This is a genomic window from Paenibacillus curdlanolyticus YK9, from assembly GCF_000179615.1.
GTDB lineage: Bacteria > Bacillota > Bacilli > Paenibacillales > Paenibacillaceae > Paenibacillus_T > Paenibacillus_T curdlanolyticus.
This window is the reverse complement of the sequence record NZ_AEDD01000002.1, coordinates 158,800-173,866: the sequence shown is the minus strand read 5'-3', so window position 1 is coordinate 173,866 and position 15,067 is coordinate 158,800. Positions and strand designations below refer to the sequence as shown.

At 48.6% G+C, this 15,067-nt stretch carries 13 protein-coding genes; all 13 read right to left on the bottom strand.

The window, feature by feature from the left end:
* A complete protein-coding gene (locus tag PAECUDRAFT_RS04140; protein WP_006036851.1) occupies positions 1 to 270 on the bottom strand; it encodes a phosphopantetheine-binding protein in 270 nt (89 codons plus the stop codon).
* Positions 267 to 1,523, bottom strand: coding sequence for an AMP-binding protein (locus tag PAECUDRAFT_RS04135; protein ID WP_006036850.1), 1,257 nt, complete (start codon positions 1,521 to 1,523; stop codon positions 267 to 269). The genes PAECUDRAFT_RS04140 and PAECUDRAFT_RS04135 overlap by 4 nt, the downstream gene beginning before the upstream one ends.
* A 1-nt stretch (position 1,524) precedes the next feature.
* The gene (locus tag PAECUDRAFT_RS04130; RefSeq protein ID WP_006036849.1) at positions 1,525 to 2,646 is read right to left on the bottom strand and encodes a cysteine peptidase family C39 domain-containing protein; all 1,122 of its coding nucleotides are present in this window, start codon (positions 2,644 to 2,646) and stop codon (positions 1,525 to 1,527) included.
* A 321-nt stretch (positions 2,647 to 2,967) separates the two neighbouring features.
* Complete coding sequence (locus PAECUDRAFT_RS04125; protein WP_006036848.1) at positions 2,968 to 4,086, bottom strand: cysteine peptidase family C39 domain-containing protein; 1,119 nt, start codon at positions 4,084 to 4,086, stop codon at positions 2,968 to 2,970.
* A 301-nt stretch (positions 4,087 to 4,387) separates the two neighbouring features.
* A complete protein-coding gene (locus PAECUDRAFT_RS04120) occupies positions 4,388 to 5,866 on the bottom strand; it encodes an Lsa family ABC-F type ribosomal protection protein (protein ID WP_006036847.1) in 1,479 nt (492 codons plus the stop codon).
* A gap of 311 nt (positions 5,867 to 6,177) precedes the next feature.
* Entirely contained in the window at positions 6,178 to 6,600 is a 423-nt protein-coding gene (locus PAECUDRAFT_RS04115; RefSeq protein WP_006036845.1) for a hypothetical protein, read from the bottom strand.
* 162 nt (positions 6,601 to 6,762) lie between these two features.
* Positions 6,763 to 8,295, bottom strand: coding sequence for a gluconokinase (gene gntK / locus PAECUDRAFT_RS04110; protein WP_040711610.1), 1,533 nt, complete (start codon positions 8,293 to 8,295; stop codon positions 6,763 to 6,765).
* A 68-nt stretch (positions 8,296 to 8,363) separates the two neighbouring features.
* Positions 8,364 to 9,725 carry a GntP family permease gene (locus PAECUDRAFT_RS04105; RefSeq protein WP_006036843.1) on the bottom strand — a complete coding sequence of 454 codons (1,362 nt, stop codon included), beginning with the start codon at positions 9,723 to 9,725 and terminating at the stop codon, positions 8,364 to 8,366.
* A 150-nt stretch (positions 9,726 to 9,875) separates the two neighbouring features.
* The gene (locus PAECUDRAFT_RS04100) at positions 9,876 to 10,553 is read right to left on the bottom strand and encodes a GntR family transcriptional regulator (RefSeq protein WP_006036842.1); all 678 of its coding nucleotides are present in this window, start codon (positions 10,551 to 10,553) and stop codon (positions 9,876 to 9,878) included.
* Between the two features lie 90 nt (positions 10,554 to 10,643).
* Positions 10,644 to 11,168: a 5' nucleotidase, NT5C type gene (locus tag PAECUDRAFT_RS04095; RefSeq protein WP_006036841.1), complete on the bottom strand. Its 525-nt coding sequence runs from the start codon at positions 11,166 to 11,168 to the stop codon at positions 10,644 to 10,646.
* Between the two features lie 130 nt (positions 11,169 to 11,298).
* Entirely contained in the window at positions 11,299 to 12,558 is a 1,260-nt protein-coding gene (locus tag PAECUDRAFT_RS04090) for an MFS transporter (RefSeq protein WP_006036840.1), read from the bottom strand.
* Positions 12,559 to 12,732: 174 nt separating this feature from the next.
* The gene (locus PAECUDRAFT_RS04085) at positions 12,733 to 13,281 is read right to left on the bottom strand and encodes a hypothetical protein (RefSeq protein ID WP_144266435.1); all 549 of its coding nucleotides are present in this window, start codon (positions 13,279 to 13,281) and stop codon (positions 12,733 to 12,735) included.
* A gap of 261 nt (positions 13,282 to 13,542) precedes the next feature.
* A complete protein-coding gene (locus tag PAECUDRAFT_RS04080) occupies positions 13,543 to 15,018 on the bottom strand; it encodes a protein adenylyltransferase SelO (protein ID WP_006036838.1) in 1,476 nt (491 codons plus the stop codon).
* Positions 15,019 to 15,067 lie beyond the last annotated feature (49 nt).

Below are 15,067 nucleotides of genomic sequence, written 5' to 3'. Positions count from 1 at the left end.
TTAACCCACCTTCGCGCTAACTAGCGATTCAATGAAGGAAATCAGCGTCCCGACCGTTTCGAAGACCGCTTGGTCCAGATTCTCTTCCGGTACCGAAACCTCAAAAGCGTCCTCCAGATCGACGACGAGCTGCAGCACCATAATCGAGTCGATGTTCAGATCATGATAGAGGCGATCCGACTCCTTCAATTGCTCAGGCACTTGAATATTCATATTCTCAACGATAACTTCTCTCAGTTTAGCGATATTCTGCTCTCTCTCCATGCTCATGACGATATCTCCTGTTCTTGGATAAATTTTCGGCTTATTTTGCCTGACGGCAGCCGAGGAATGGATGTAACCAAATCGATGATGCTCGGTACTTTAAACGGCGGCAAATGCAGCAAACACCACGCTTTAATTTCTTCTTTCCCTACCCCCTCCGAGGCAACGACAAGCGCTCGAATCGACTCGCCCCATACCGGATGCCGCGCCTTACAGACGACAACCTCCGACACGCCGGATAGTCGTTCGATGACTGCTTCTACTTCGGATGGCAGCACTTTAAGTCCCGAGACATTAATCAAGTCATCCATTCGACCGAAAACTTGGATTCTGCCTTGCGGGTTCAGCATGCCGAGGTCCTGCGTATGGATCAATTTATCGCCAGTGGATACGACGATTTCCTTCGCCGCCGAACCTTCCGCTAAAGCGGTTTCGTGCAGCGCGATTTGCAAATGCGGGAGCACCTGCCCAACATCATAAGGCGAAGACGGATCCGATCCGAGCGAGATGCAGCCGGCCTCGGTACAACCGTATTGCTGCCAAACCTGCTCGGTGCAAGCTTGCAGACGGTGAAGCAAAGCTTCGCTCATTGGAGCGCCGGAGCTTATGAGCTTATGGAGGCGAAGCTCCTTTCGGCCAAGCGTTTGGATAAGATGCAGCAAAAACGGCACCGCGTACAAAATCGAAGGTCCGGCAGCTTTCAACAAATGAAGCGCAAATTTCGGGTTTTTGTCCGCGACGATGATCGGCTCAACGCCTCTGGCAAGCGCGGTAAGCGTGCCGGCAACGAGTCCGAACGAATGCGATACCGGTACGAGAATAATCGGCTGCTCATCGGGCGTTGCCTGAAGCCGGAGGTTATACGATTCGATTTCCCGCTCTACCTCGCGCCACGGTCTCGCAATTAATTTGGGTTCGCCCGTCGTTCCGGAGCTGAACTGGCATAAGGACGGCTCGCCAACATATTGCGGCTTGCTCACGACCACAGCCTCCCGCCAATTCGTATGGAGCAGAACGTTACAGCCAGCACGATTCGCTAGCGATAGCGCCGCTTCGAACGGCGTTTCCCCATGAAGCAGCAGCACGGAGCCCCCGCGCTCGCGTAAGTATAGGACCGTACTGAGTACATCGAACGGGTGCGTGAAACAGATCGCATACAGCTTCGTCTCCGGAGCTGAGAAATGAGGAAGCTTGGCCAGCTCCTCGTGCCTTTGCGCCAGCATGCTTTTGTCATAACGTTCTTTGTCGACGATGAACATATTAGTCTGCTGCCCCTATCGCCGGAGCACGGTCTAGCAGCGGCGTGCCGTTCAAATGAAGCTGCAAGCGCATAAACAAGTGCATCTCCAAATCGAGCGCTTCCTTCAAAAATGCGATCGTCCGTTCAACGACATCGGCTCTTTTACGCGCTACATTAATGACGAAGGAATTATAGATCGTCTCCCATTTTCGTTGCAGTGGCAAATAGGCATCCATGATATCCTGCGGAATGAGCGCAAGCTCCCTCATATCCGTAAGCAGCACGCCCATTTGCAGGCGATTGACTCGCATGAAGTAGAGGCAGCCTTCAATCCGTTCAGCTGGAATAGCTTGGCCTGCGAATTGCTCCAAATCATGCATAAACGTCGTTACCGCCGCATGCCCGAACCAGCATCGTTCTTCCCCTAAGTTAAAGCTTTCGCCCTTCAAATAAAGAGTCGTAATCGTATTGGCCGTACGCAAGAACAGATCGTTGAGCTCAGCTTGGCTGAAAATATGGCCGACATGAATATCAAGCTGGCCATAAATCGTACATTTTTCGACATCCTTCTTATCTGCTAGCTCAGGCACGAGGGCATTGCCTCCCCATGCATGCCGAAAATCCTCTAACGGAATCGTTCCCGTAAATTTGTTTGGAATCGGATCATAGATTCGAACGCCCGTCTCGTCGATTCCATATACGGAAAACCAGTGATCGCCAACGATATACATGGTCGCATTGACCCCATAACCAAACGTCTCAATAAACGAAGGGTTATAATATTCGGATGAATAAGGCAAACAGTAGGTGGTCCCGCTCAAAACAACCGCTTTTCCTTCCGCTAACGTCTGACTGATGCTTGCAAGCCCAGCTTCAAACGTATCATGCTTATGCTCATGCATATCGAGCTTCAAGATGTTCGTTGACCGCTCGAAGCCGTGGATATCCTTGATGTGAAAATCGATTCTCGCCGAGTCAAACGATTCGCCCCGCGTATAAGCAGGCAATCCTGCCAAATCCAGATTGGATAATAAGCTGATTGCGCTTGCGGAGCCCTCTGACTTTAGCTTTGCATGGATATATGGAATTAGGCAGTACACATAGCTAGGAATATCCACGGTAAGCTCTTGCGTTTCGATCAATATTGCTCCTCCTCTTCTCAAAATGGCATAGCTTATGTGCTTTTCAAGAGCAATTTCATACCATTAAACGCGCAAACGTTTGCACATTTGAGTAAAAACAACTGATTTGCCATTATGCAGCACTTTTGTTCACGGTTTAGTAATCTCCACCTTTACGAAAATAACAGAGTGAGAAATGTTTCCATGGTGCTTATAGTGAATATTATCTCAAGATCTAGCAATTGGCAATATGATCTAGTACCTAACATAATAAGAAATTATACTTGTTAAAAAAAACCAACAGAATCGAGTATCTGCTGGTTTTAAAAACGAAATATCCCGTTATTCTCCTCTTCCCGCCGAGCGCGCTAGGAATGGCGTTCCCTTAAGATAACGGTACAGAAGCGTAAACAAATGCTTCTCCATGTCTAGTGCCTCCTTCAGAAGCACGATCGTCCGTTCAATCAAGTCGTCCTTCTTCCGAGCCATATTAATCGCAAAAGCGTTATAGGTCGTTTCCCATTTCCTGTGAAGCGGCAGATACGCATCTAGTATATTTTGTGGAATCAGACCTAGTTTCCTCATATCATGCAGCAAATCACCGATCTGGTACCGGTTAACCCGCATCGAGTATAAGCATCCTTCAATCCGCTGCACGTGTCGATTATCGCCAGCTAACTGTTCCAGATCAGAGATAAATTCCGCTAACGCCGCATGCCCGAACCAGCAGTGCTCCGCCTCTAAGTTAAATTTGTCACCTTTCAAATAGAGGCTTGCCGTCGTGATGGCCGTACTTAGGAAGAGATCGTTCAGTTCGGTTTGGTCGAAAATATGGCCAACGCCCACATTGAGCTGACCGTAGGCCTTACACTTTTCAATATCCTTCTTATGAGCTAGCTCGGCGATTAGCCCATTGCCTCCCCATGCGAGTCGAAAGTCCTCCATCGGAATCGTTCCGGCAAATTTGCTAGGAATAGGATCATAAATGCGAACGCCGGATTCATCGATCCCATACACCGAAAACCAGTGGTTTCCAACAATATACATCGTCGAGTTAATGGTGTAACCAAAATTATCGATGAACCACGGATTATGATAATCGGAAAAATAGGGCAAATGATAGGAGCTTCCGCTCAAAATAACGGCTTTCCCCTCTGCAAACGAACGATTGATGCTAGCAAGCCCTGACTCAAACGAATCGTAATGATGTTCAATCAATTCGAGCTTCATTAGGTTCGTAAATGAATCGAAACCGAAAATACCTTTGATGTGAAAGTCTGTCCTCGCCGACTCAAAAGTCGCTCCGCGAACGTAAGCAGGCAGTGCGGCAAGATCCAAATTCGACATTAAGCTTATTGCGCTCGCCGATCCTTCCGACTTTAACTTCTCGTGAATATAAGGAATCAAGCAGTACACATAGCTGGGAATATTAACGGAAGGCCCTTCCGTTTTGATCATCATTGCTGCTCCTCCTTTTAGCCAATTCATGTTGCTCGTGTCTGTAATCGTAATCAATCCAAAATAGCGCAAACGTTTGCGCTATTGCGTAAAAAAACGCATTTCTTGCTCCATACAGCACTGTTGTTCGTGCGCTTGCCATCCACCGCCCTTTTAAATTTTCCGAATATGAAAGGCTTCCTCGGTACTTAAAGTGAATATTAGCTTAAGATCATACAATTGGCAATATGACTATACACCTATCAAAACATGCAATTGATCAATAAAAAAGGAAAGACTTGTAAAGTCTTTCCGCATTGATTCATTATAGATTAACAACTTTAGTAGCAATATTTTTGCAAAACTCGCTATCATGCTCCACAAACAGAATGGTTGGCGCGTATTCGAGCAGCAGCTCTTCAATCTGCATTCGGGAGATCACATCAATAAAATTAAGCGGTTCGTCCCAAATATGCAGGTGCGCAGACTCGCAGAGGCTTTTTGCTAGCAGCACCTTCTTCTTCTGCCCGCCGCTGAAGGATGCAATATCCTTCTCAAATTGCACCCTAGCAAAGTCTAACTTCCTTAGAATCGATTTAAAGAGGCTCTCGTCAATGCCATGCGCTCGCGCATAATCTGTTAAATTACCCTGCAGATGCGAGGTGTCTTGCGACACATACGATATTTTCAGCTGGCTTCCCTTTCTGAGCGTGCCCGTATGTGGGATATCCTCGCCGCATAAAAGCTTGATAATGCTTGATTTGCCAGAGCCATTCTGGCCCGAGAGCGCGATCCGTTCGCCCTGCTCAATCGTAAAGGTTAAATCGGAGGTAACCTTTTTCTCGCCGTAATAAATCGATACATGGTCGAACTCGGCTAGCAGCCGATTATGATACGGAAGCTGTTTTATTTTCAGCTGATCGGCCTTCTCGACATTTCTAAGCAGCTGCGACTTCTCATCAATCGCGGATTGCTGCCGCTGTTCGATCGATTTGGAGCGTTTCATCATTTTGGCAGCCTTATGGCCAACGTAGCCTTTATCGACCTTCGAACCCGAATTCCGAGTCCCGTTCTTCGTTTTCTCCACTTCGTCGGACCAATTGCTCGTTCGCTTGGCTGCCTCAGATAAGCGCTTGACGTCTTTTTTCAGCTTCTCGTTCTCCGCCAGCTCGTAGTTGTCTTGCCTCTGTTTATTTTCCCACCAGTCAGAAAAATTCCCGCGCTGAATGTCGATGTTCGTTTTGTTGATGGACAGAATGTGATCGACGCATCGGTCCAGGAAAGCCCGGTCATGCGAAACAAGAATAAATCCGCTCTTGGAATTGAGATATTGACTAACGATTTTTCTCGCATGAATATCTAGATGGTTAGTCGGTTCATCGATCAAGAGAAAGCTGTTTTCCTTCAAAAATAAGGCGGCTAGCATCACCTTCGTCTGCTCGCCATTGGATAGCGAATCGAAGGGCCGGTACAGCACATCCTCCGACACCTTAAGCAGCGAAAGCTCGCGCATTAACATCCAATGCAAGTAGTCTGGCACAATGTCGCTGACAATGTGCTCCGTAAGCTTGGCTCTGTCCTCGATTTGGAATGGAAAATACTCAAAGCTGACATTGGCTGAAATCGTACCTTGAAATTCATATTTCCCTTGCAGCAAATTGAGAAACGTCGTCTTCCCTCGTCCGTTGCGGCCCGTGAAGCCTAATTTCCAATCGGTATCGAGCTGAAAGCTCACGTCCTCGAATATGTTGTCATAGCTGCCGTCGTAGGCGAACGTTAGGTTTGTTACATTAATTAATGACATATATGGTTATCCCCCTGAAATAAAAATAAGAGCTGCAAGAAAGTTACTTTCTCGTAGCTCAAATAAATATAACAGCAAATCCAGCCCCCTAGCGGAGACAGATAAGGATATATGGATTGAGTTTGGAAAATGTCGTAACTTTCTTGCATATAAAAAATAAAACATGCGCAAACAAACCACGCATATGCTGTTTTATTGATTTATACGTCAGCAAGAAAGTATCTTACATGTTCCACTTCACTCCAATCTGGAAATTAGGTGTATCATACCACGCTCTTTCGATGATTTCAACCAGCCGACGTAACTGTGATTTACTCTTTGATGAGATTGCTGTCGCTGTATAGTTCTTTATAAAAAGATGACAACTCATCGTTAATATCCTCATTCATCTTATAAAATCCATCACCAATTGCAAAAACACCATCTCCGTTTGAGGTTATAAATGTAATTCTTTCATTTTCTTCATTATATAGCCCTAAACTAGAATTACCTGTGACAGGCTCATATGGTCCAGTCTTTGAATAAGTTGTAGCGCTCATAGTATTGACAAAATGGGCTATTATTTCTTTATTTGTCGTTGAATAAAACAATCCACTTCCACTATTGCGGCTAGAGATTTTGGATAGATCGTCCTTTACGATTTCAGAAAACTTCAACTTCCCTTCAGATGAGCTGCATCCGAAAAGAGAAAGTATGGATAACACCATCAGCAATTGAACAAATATTTTTTTCATTTACTCCCCCCTGTAAAAATAAACATATCCTTCTCAGATAAGTAAGCATTCCTTGCTATCCAAATAACGGAACCGGCCTTAATAATGTTGCAACTCCTTCATTGCAACGGTCGCAAAAAAAGAAGCCGCCAGCAATGCTGGCAGCCCAATTCCGTTCAGTCCCTATTGTTGAAACAAACTCTGCTGGAACTTCGCAATGCTCGCGTATTCCTCTTCCAGCTTGCGGGAGATGCTGACGAAGATCGGCAGCAATTCGCGATACACCTTGGCCGCTTCCGGATTCGGAGCATGCTCATGCGTCGTTCCGACCATCTTCTTAATGATCGTGAACGCATCGCCGTCTCCGAATGCTTCCATCCCAAGCACGACCGCACCCAGACAGGAGCTCTCGTAGCTCTCGGGCACGACGACGCTCTGATCGAAAATATCGGCCATCATTTGCCGCCAAAGCGGTGATCGAGCGAAGCCGCCTGTCGCTTTAATTTGCCTAGGTACGCCTGTCGTCTGCTCGATCGCCAGCATAACCGTATACAAATTGTAGATCACGCCTTCAAGAACGGCCCGAATCATGTGCTCCTTCTGATGATGCAGCGTCAGGCCAAAAAATGATCCTCGCGCGTCCGGGTTCCAAAGCGGCGCCCGTTCGCCTGTGAGATAGGGATGGAACAAGAGCCCATCCGCTCCCGGTCGCACGCGTTCGGCAATCCGAGTCAGCACATCGTATGCGCTGATGCCGAGCCGTTTCGCAGTTTCGGTTTCTGACGCGGCGAATTCGTCCCGTACCCAACGGAAGATGACGCCGCCATTGTTGACAGGTCCGCCGATGACCCACTTCTTGTCTGTCAAGGCGTAACAGAAATATCTCCCCTTGGGGTCGGTAGCAGGCTCGTCGATCACAGTGCGAATCGCCCCGCTCGTGCCGATCGTGACGGCAATTACGCCAGGATCAGTCGCATCCAAGCCGAGATTGGACAACACGCCGTCGCTTGCGCCTACTACGAATGGAGTCGATATAGCTAAACCCATCTCAGCAGCAGCTGCCGAATTCGTCATGCCAGCGAGCGTGTAGGTTGTCGGTACGAGCTCGGACAACTGGTCAGGCGACACGCCAGCGATCGCTAGCGCTTCCTTATCCCAATCCAACTCCGACAGATTGAATAACCCTGTCGCAGAAGCGATGGAATGGTCCACGACATAGCGTCCGAATAGCTTTGCGAACACATATTCTTTGATCGATATGAATCTGGCAGCCTGGCTGAACACCTCGGGTTGATCATTGCGAAGCCACAGCAGCTTCGTTATTGGCGACATCGGATGAATCGGCGTTCCCGTTCTCCGGTACAATGCAAGCCCATTCATCTCATCCTTCAACCGCCGCGACCAATCTGCGCTGCGATTATCCGCCCAGGTGATCACTCTCATCAAAGGCTTGCCGTCGGCGTCAATCGGAATAATGCTGTGCATTGCAGAGCTGCAGGACACGAATCGGATGTTCTCAGGCGCTGCAGCTGCTTCTCGGACTGCTTGCCCAATCGCGCTAACGACTGCAGCGAATATTTCATCAGGATCCTGCTCAGCAACGGAAGGCGTAGGCGTATAGAGCGGATACTCTACATTAGCTGTCGACACCGCACGACCTGCCGTATCAAAAACGACCGCCTTCGTGCTGGTCGTGCCCATATCGATTCCGATCATGTAAGTGTTGCGATCCGTCAATGTTTTCCCCTTCTCTCCACTGTACTTCCATTGTTTATTATAACGTTTTATACGACTGCATTAAGCAGCAAAATAAGAATTAATCCCATCACGGACAGGATCGTTTCCATCACTGTCCACGATTTGAGCGTCTGCGGTACGGTCATGTTGAAAAACTCTTTCACCATCCAGAAGCCGGCGTCGTTGACATGGGACAGGACGAGCGAGCCTGCTCCTGTGGCAAGTACGGCTAGCTCAACATTCGCGCCTGGCGTCATTGCGAGCACCGGGGCCACAATGCCGGCTGACGTCGTCATCGCGACCGTCGCAGAACCAGTCGCTACGCGGATGAGCGCAGCTACGAGCCATGCGAACAAAATAACGTTAATGTGTGCGTTCGTCGCCATGTCCGCAATGGCTTGGCCAACGCCGCTATCGATAAGCACCTGTTTGAAGGCGCCGCCGCCTCCGATAATAAGCACGATGCCAGCGATTGGCGCCAAGCTTTCGGATGCAAACGCCGATACCTCTTCTTTCGTAAACCCGCGAGCGAAGCCGAGCGAGAAGAACGCGAAGACGACCGAGATCAGCAAAGCAACGACTTCATGTCCAATAAATTCGCAAAACTGCGTAATGCCGCGCGTTGCCTCAGGATCCGAAATGCTCGCAATCGAGCCAGTAAGCATAAGGATAACCGGCAGCAAAATTGTAAATAACGTAATGCCGAAGCCGGGCAGGTTGCGGTTTTCTTTCAACGCGAACTGCTCGACGAGCTTCTCGTCAGGCGTCACGGCAATCCGTTTGCCGATAAATTTGCCGAACAACGGTCCTGCAACAATCGCAACAGGCAGTCCGACGAGAATCGAATACATGATCGTTCGGCCCAGATTCGCATGATAGGCATCGATTGCGATCATTGGCGCTGGATGCGGCGGTACGAGTCCATGAACGGTCGACAAGCCAGCCAATACCGGAATGCCGATTTGCAACAGCGGCATTTTCGTTTTACGAGCAACGATAAAGACGATCGGGATAAGCAAAATGACGCCTACCTCGAAAAATACAGGGATACCAACCAAGAAGCCGACGAGCATCATCGCCCAGTGAACCCGCTTCTCCCCGAAACGATCGATCATCGTCGTGGCAATTTTCTCCGCGCCGCCCGACTCTGCCATCATCTTGCCTAACATCGTTCCTAACCCGATGACGATTGCGATTGTACCAAGCGTACCGCCCAAGCCTTTCGTAAGCGAAGTAACCGTATCAGCAGGCTTCATGCCCGTAGCAAGGCCCAAACCGATACTCGAAATTAATAACGTAACAAACGGATTCCATTTGAATTTGGAAATCATCACGATCAAGAAAGCGATTGCAACAAACGTCCAAAATAACAAGGTTGCGCTGTGGCTCATACCGAATAATGTATCCATATTGTCCTCCAGTTGCGAATGGATTTTTCTCTAAGCTGTTTGTTGTGGATTCGGTTGGCTTGGATAGGATAGTGTAACCGAAATAGTGAACTTTTATCATGTATACTTGTCGACAACTTAAAGCAAAGGAAGCCGGGAAAGTTCCCGTCCTTATGATTGGCCAAAGCTATTATGCAAGGTAATGAAGGAATCCTCGAAATAGTTGCGCACCTGCTGCTGAATTTCTTCCTTATTCCCCGTACGCAGCCCTTGCAAAATGACGCTATGCTTGGCAATTACACGATCAATGCGCTCCGGTCCTTCCTTGAATACGCGCTGCGTCGTCACCAGCATGAGAGCGAGCACGATTTGACGAATACTCCGCCAAAGCTGCCAGATACGTGAATGCTTCGCTTCAGCGATGATCGTTTCATGGAACATGAAATCCTGGTAAGCAAACTCTTCTGCATCGAGATGCTTCGCAGCCAATGTCATTTTGTCGATAATGCGTTCCAGCTGAATAATGACCGAATCTCGGTCCATTCGCGATAATCGTTCCTGAACGAAGCTTTCGATCAAATATCGGACGTCGAATAGTTCATCGACTTCCTCTTCATTCAGCCCAAGCACGACAGCGCCCATTCGTTCTAACCGAATCAGCCCTTCATCGGAAAGCGTTCGCAGCGCTTCGCGTACGGGAGATCGACTTGTTCCAAAATCGGCAGCGATGCGATTCTCGGACAGCTTCTCTCCGCCCTTGATGGTTCCCATAATAATGCTTAATCGAAGCTCGCATGCAATCGCTTCCCCAAGCGATGCGCCGCGCAGCCAAGCTGCCGGATAAGCCAACCTGGTTCCCTCCTCACGTTGTGTACTTGTATACAGGTTAAAGCGCTCTCTTATTCTACCCGCAATCGCTTCAGCTGTAAACATGGAATATCATCGCAAGAAATAATCTCTAATTTCCAGCCAATTATGAACCCTGATCTCTGCATGCTCGTTCACATTGTGCGGCGCATGAAACAGAATCCCTTGTCCTGCGAAATGCTCAAAATGCCTAACATTATCATCTATTAAGTAGTCTGCCCGAATGATGCTTTTATCGCCGCAAAATACAAAATTCATATCGCTCAAAAACGAAAAATGCTCTTTCAGCCATTCATATTTGGCTGCGAACGAGGTCGGATACTCCATTGCGGCGGTTGTGATGTAAATTTCGTACTGCTCGCTTAATTGCTTGATGACCTCTTGGCTATTCGCCATTACGTCTAGATCGCGGAAAAATGACGGGTCCTTCAAGTAGCCGATGATTTCGTTTTTTAGATGGGGACGCAATAACCGAAGCCTTGTCCCTTGCAAATCATGTACCGTAAGCTGTTCGTTGTACTGCTCATTAAACAAGCGCAAATGTTTGGTATTAAAATCAGCAATAACCTCGTCCATATCGATGGCAATTCGTTTCATTCATTGTCACTCCTTATTTTGGTTTTTGTCATTGTAGCACAAAAAAGAAGCTGTTGACCGATTGACGGTCGGGCAGCCTTCATTATTTTCATTGTTATGACCCCCCATTCGATGAAATCCCGTATAACAGTTAAATCAGTTCCTTACGGCTCTTCAAATAGCGGTACAGCATGAAGCTAAACACGGTGCAAATCGCGGCGCACAGCCCGATAAACCCGTATCCTGCCTGCAATCCACGCAGCAAACCAAGCTCCGTTCCTGCGCCATAATGATCCTTCACCAGCTCCATAATGCCCCCGATCAGGTAGTTGCCGATAACGCTGCCTACCCCCATGAGCGTGACGGTTATCGTAATGGCGTTATCGCTGCCGCCTGCATATCGTTTGGCGATGAACGCCATTACGGTCGGATAAATCATTGCGATGCCGATGCCCGATGCAGCGAACAAGAACGCCCACTGCTCCCCGCCGATAATCGCAGCAAATGTACAGATCGCCGAGAAGGCCGAGAACACCATCAGCGAGAGGTTATAGCCGATTTTGTCCGTGATCGCTCCTAATAACAGCCTTGCCAATGCAAAACAGAGGAAAAAAGCCGACAGCATGCTGGAAGCGGAAACCGCATGCCAATCATACGCCTTTTCCAAGAAATTGACGAGCCATCCTCCTACTGCCAGCTCCGAAACGACGCCGAAGGACAGAATGAGCACTAACAGCCATAATGCGCGATCCCGCAAGAGTGATCTAAACGGCATACGCTCGTCATGGTTTGCATCGTCTGCTGGGAATTTGCTCCCAAGGGCAAATAGAATCGGTACGAACGATAACAGCAGCATAATGAGGTACATGCCACGCCAATCGAGCGTATGTCCGCCTATGTGAACCGTCATAAGGCCTGTTGCAAGCAATGGCGCAATCGTGGAGCTAAGCCCATAAAAACCATGCGTAAGATTCATCATCAAGCCCGTGTTTCGCACGAAAATTCTGGCACTCAAAATGGCAAGCGCGATCTCCAATATGCCATTGCCGATATACATGAGGAAATACGATGCCGAAAATAACGGATAACTATGGGACACATAAATAAATACGCCAGATAACGCCATCGTCCCAAAAGCGAGCACGCTGACCGCTTTAATTCCCCACCTACGCGCGAGAAATGCGGTGAAGGAACAGGCGATCAAATACCCAAGCGCATTAAGCGATAATAAAGTGCCAAGCTGCCCTTCGCTTAAGCCGAAATCAAATTGAATGCGCGGGATTGCCGGGCCTTTAATATTTTCAGACAAGCCAAACACGATAAAGCCGAGAAAAATCGTAACCAACTGTATGGCGTACGTTTTGTTGCCTCGTACCTGTTGTTTTTCCACTTCGTAGTTGCTTGGCCTCAAGCGATCGCCTTCTTCTCAGGGGGAGTTTCCATGCTGGGAATGAAATATGTAAACAAAACCTCGCCTAACCGCTCGTTAACAAGCATGACTGCCGTCGTCATCGTCGTCGTTGCTTGCTGCACGCCGTTGTACTTTTGCTGGAAGTAGATAGCGTTTATGGATGAATAGCAGGAATCAGTCCTGTAATTTCCAAGTCAATAAATCAAAATGGAGCCTCATTTTACGGTTCAATTGGTACATCGCTTCATGCGTGCAGTAAACGATCGTCAATTGTTGGCCATCACTGAAGTAATAGTAATGCTTGGTTTCCCCCATTGCATCCGCTAAATTGGCTAACCTTCGTAACAGATTCGGATCAAGCCAATCATGCTCAAAATCCAGCTCCCAGATATAAGCAGCCCCTCGGAATTCAAAAGAGACGCTTGCGATCTCTTTCTCGAAATCAACGAAACTCTCTACATTCGATAATGAAAACCTGCCGTTCGACAAGTTGCAAAACTGATTAACGATGTAGGTATAAATATCCTCATCTTCAACACACTCCATATCGAATGTCCAGATTTCATCGCAATGTTCTTCATTAATCGTAAGCAGCAACAAAAAATAGGGTTCTGACTCGTAATCTTTGCTCGAATGGCTTTCCAATAAAGAAGGGATAAGCTGTTCATCATCTATATGAAAAGCAAACCCAAGCTGCCTGAGCGTAGAAACTTGTTCTTCCAAGCTTATTTTCCTTTTTCTGAGAATGCCGAACATGCAAGTTTTGCTCCTTTATTTGCAAAATAAAAAAAGCCGCAAGGAATGCGACTTTCTCTTCAATTCGGATCGCTAGCAAACTTGCGTGCTGTTAGGGCAGATAATTGTTCCCTATTCAACCACCTATCCCACCTAAGCACTTATAGGGCAGATCATTCTGCCCTATTCAGCCACCCACCACGCCAAAACGCTTATAGGCATATATTTCTTCCCTATAAAACCGCTAAGCTACGTCCCGCAAAACGTCCGATAAGGCAAGTCCGTTCGCGTTGGCAACCCGGCGTACGCTGCGTGCTCTTCTGACCGCACAAACGGAGTAGCCAGCACGCTGAGCAGTCGATCCATCACGCTGTAATCACCATCATTAACCGCGGCTTGGATCGCTTCTTCCACCCGATGGTTGCGCGGAATGACGACAGGATTGCTGGCTCGCATCAGTCGCGAAGAAGCCTCGCTTCCCGCTTCCTCCCTCGAGAGTCTCGCCTGCCACACCTGATGCCACTCTTTATATTCCGCGCTGTCCGCCAATGCGGCTTCGACTGGCTCCCCATAGGTTAGCGCAAGGAACGTATTTGTGAAATCCGCGCCATCCACCTTCATCAGCTCGAGCAGCCGTTCGATAAGCGCTTCATCCTCGGGCTCCTCATTGATCATGCCAAGCTTTGCTCTCATCCCCGCCAGCCAATGTTGGTGATGCAGGTCATAGTAGCGAGAAAGCTCGGCTTCAGCGAGCTCCACAGCCTTGTCTTCATCCTCATGGAGCAGCTGCAGCAGCGTCTCGGCGAATCTAGCCAAGTTCCAAACGCCAATCTTCGGCTGATTGCCGTAAGCGTAACGGCCTTGTGCATCAATAGAGCTGAAAACGGTCGATGGATCATAAGCATCCATGAATGCGCAAGGTCCGTAATCGATCGTTTCCCCGCTAATCGCCATATTGTCCGTATTCATGACGCCATGGATAAAGCCAACGAGCTGCCACTGCGCAATAAGCGCCGCTTGCCGGTTAATCACTTCCTGCAGCAGCCCGAGATACCGGTTCTCTTGCGCCTGCACCTCTGGATAATGCCGTTCCAGCGTGTAATCAGCTAAAGCGCGCAAGTCGTCGATTGTCCCCATCGCTCTTGCATATTGGAACGTACCGACTCGCAAATGGCTAGCTGCTACGCGTACCAGAATCGCGCCTTGCAGCTCTGTTTCCCGATAAACCGGGTCGCCTGTTGTCAGGACGGCAAGACTGCGCGTCGTCGGGATGCCTAGCGCATGCATGGCTTCGCTAATGATGTATTCGCGCAGCATCGGCCCAAGCGCCGCGCGACCGTCGCCTCCGCGTGAGTATGGCGTTCTGCCCGAGCCTTTGAGTTGAATATCATAACGCTTGCCTTCTGGCGTGATCTGCTCGCCGAGCAGCAGCGCGCGTCCATCCCCGAGAATGTTGAAATGCCCGAACTGATGCCCTGCATAAGCTTGCGCCAAAGGCGCTGCGCCTTCTGGAATCGCGTTTCCGGAAAGCGAAGCGACGCCTTCATCGCTTTTTAACGATTGCGTGTTCAAGCCAAGGGACTCTGCGAATGGCTCATTGCATTTTACAAGTGCTGGCTCGCTAACAGGATTGGTGGACTGTTGGGTGAAGAACAGGTTCGGCAGGCGAGCATAGCTATTGTCAAAGCGCCAGCCCGTAGGATTCGTCGATTGGTTAGCTGTCATCGTATCTCCACTTTTCTGTTGGTCGTTTTCTTCACTTATAGCATGCGCA

Bases quoted from the DNA above. Each gene is read 5' to 3' on its own strand.
- PAECUDRAFT_RS04140 (WP_006036851.1), bottom strand. From the start codon at position 270: ATGAGCATGGAGAGAGAGCAGAATATCGCTAAACTGAGAGAAGTTATC.
- PAECUDRAFT_RS04135 (WP_006036850.1), bottom strand. From the start codon at position 1,523: ATGTTCATCGTCGACAAAGAACGTTATGACAAAAGCATGCTGGCGCAA.
- PAECUDRAFT_RS04125 (WP_006036848.1), bottom strand. From the start codon at position 4,086: ATGATGATCAAAACGGAAGGGCCTTCCGTTAATATTCCCAGCTATGTG.
- PAECUDRAFT_RS04120 (WP_006036847.1), bottom strand. From the start codon at position 5,866: ATGTCATTAATTAATGTAACAAACCTAACGTTCGCCTACGACGGCAGC.
- PAECUDRAFT_RS04115 (WP_006036845.1), bottom strand. From the start codon at position 6,600: ATGAAAAAAATATTTGTTCAATTGCTGATGGTGTTATCCATACTTTCT.
- gntK (WP_040711610.1), bottom strand. From the start codon at position 8,295: ATGATCGGAATCGATATGGGCACGACCAGCACGAAGGCGGTCGTTTTT.
- PAECUDRAFT_RS04105 (WP_006036843.1), bottom strand. From the start codon at position 9,725: ATGGATACATTATTCGGTATGAGCCACAGCGCAACCTTGTTATTTTGG.
- PAECUDRAFT_RS04095 (WP_006036841.1), bottom strand. From the start codon at position 11,168: ATGAAACGAATTGCCATCGATATGGACGAGGTTATTGCTGATTTTAAT.
- PAECUDRAFT_RS04080 (WP_006036838.1), bottom strand. From the start codon at position 15,018: ATGACAGCTAACCAATCGACGAATCCTACGGGCTGGCGCTTTGACAAT.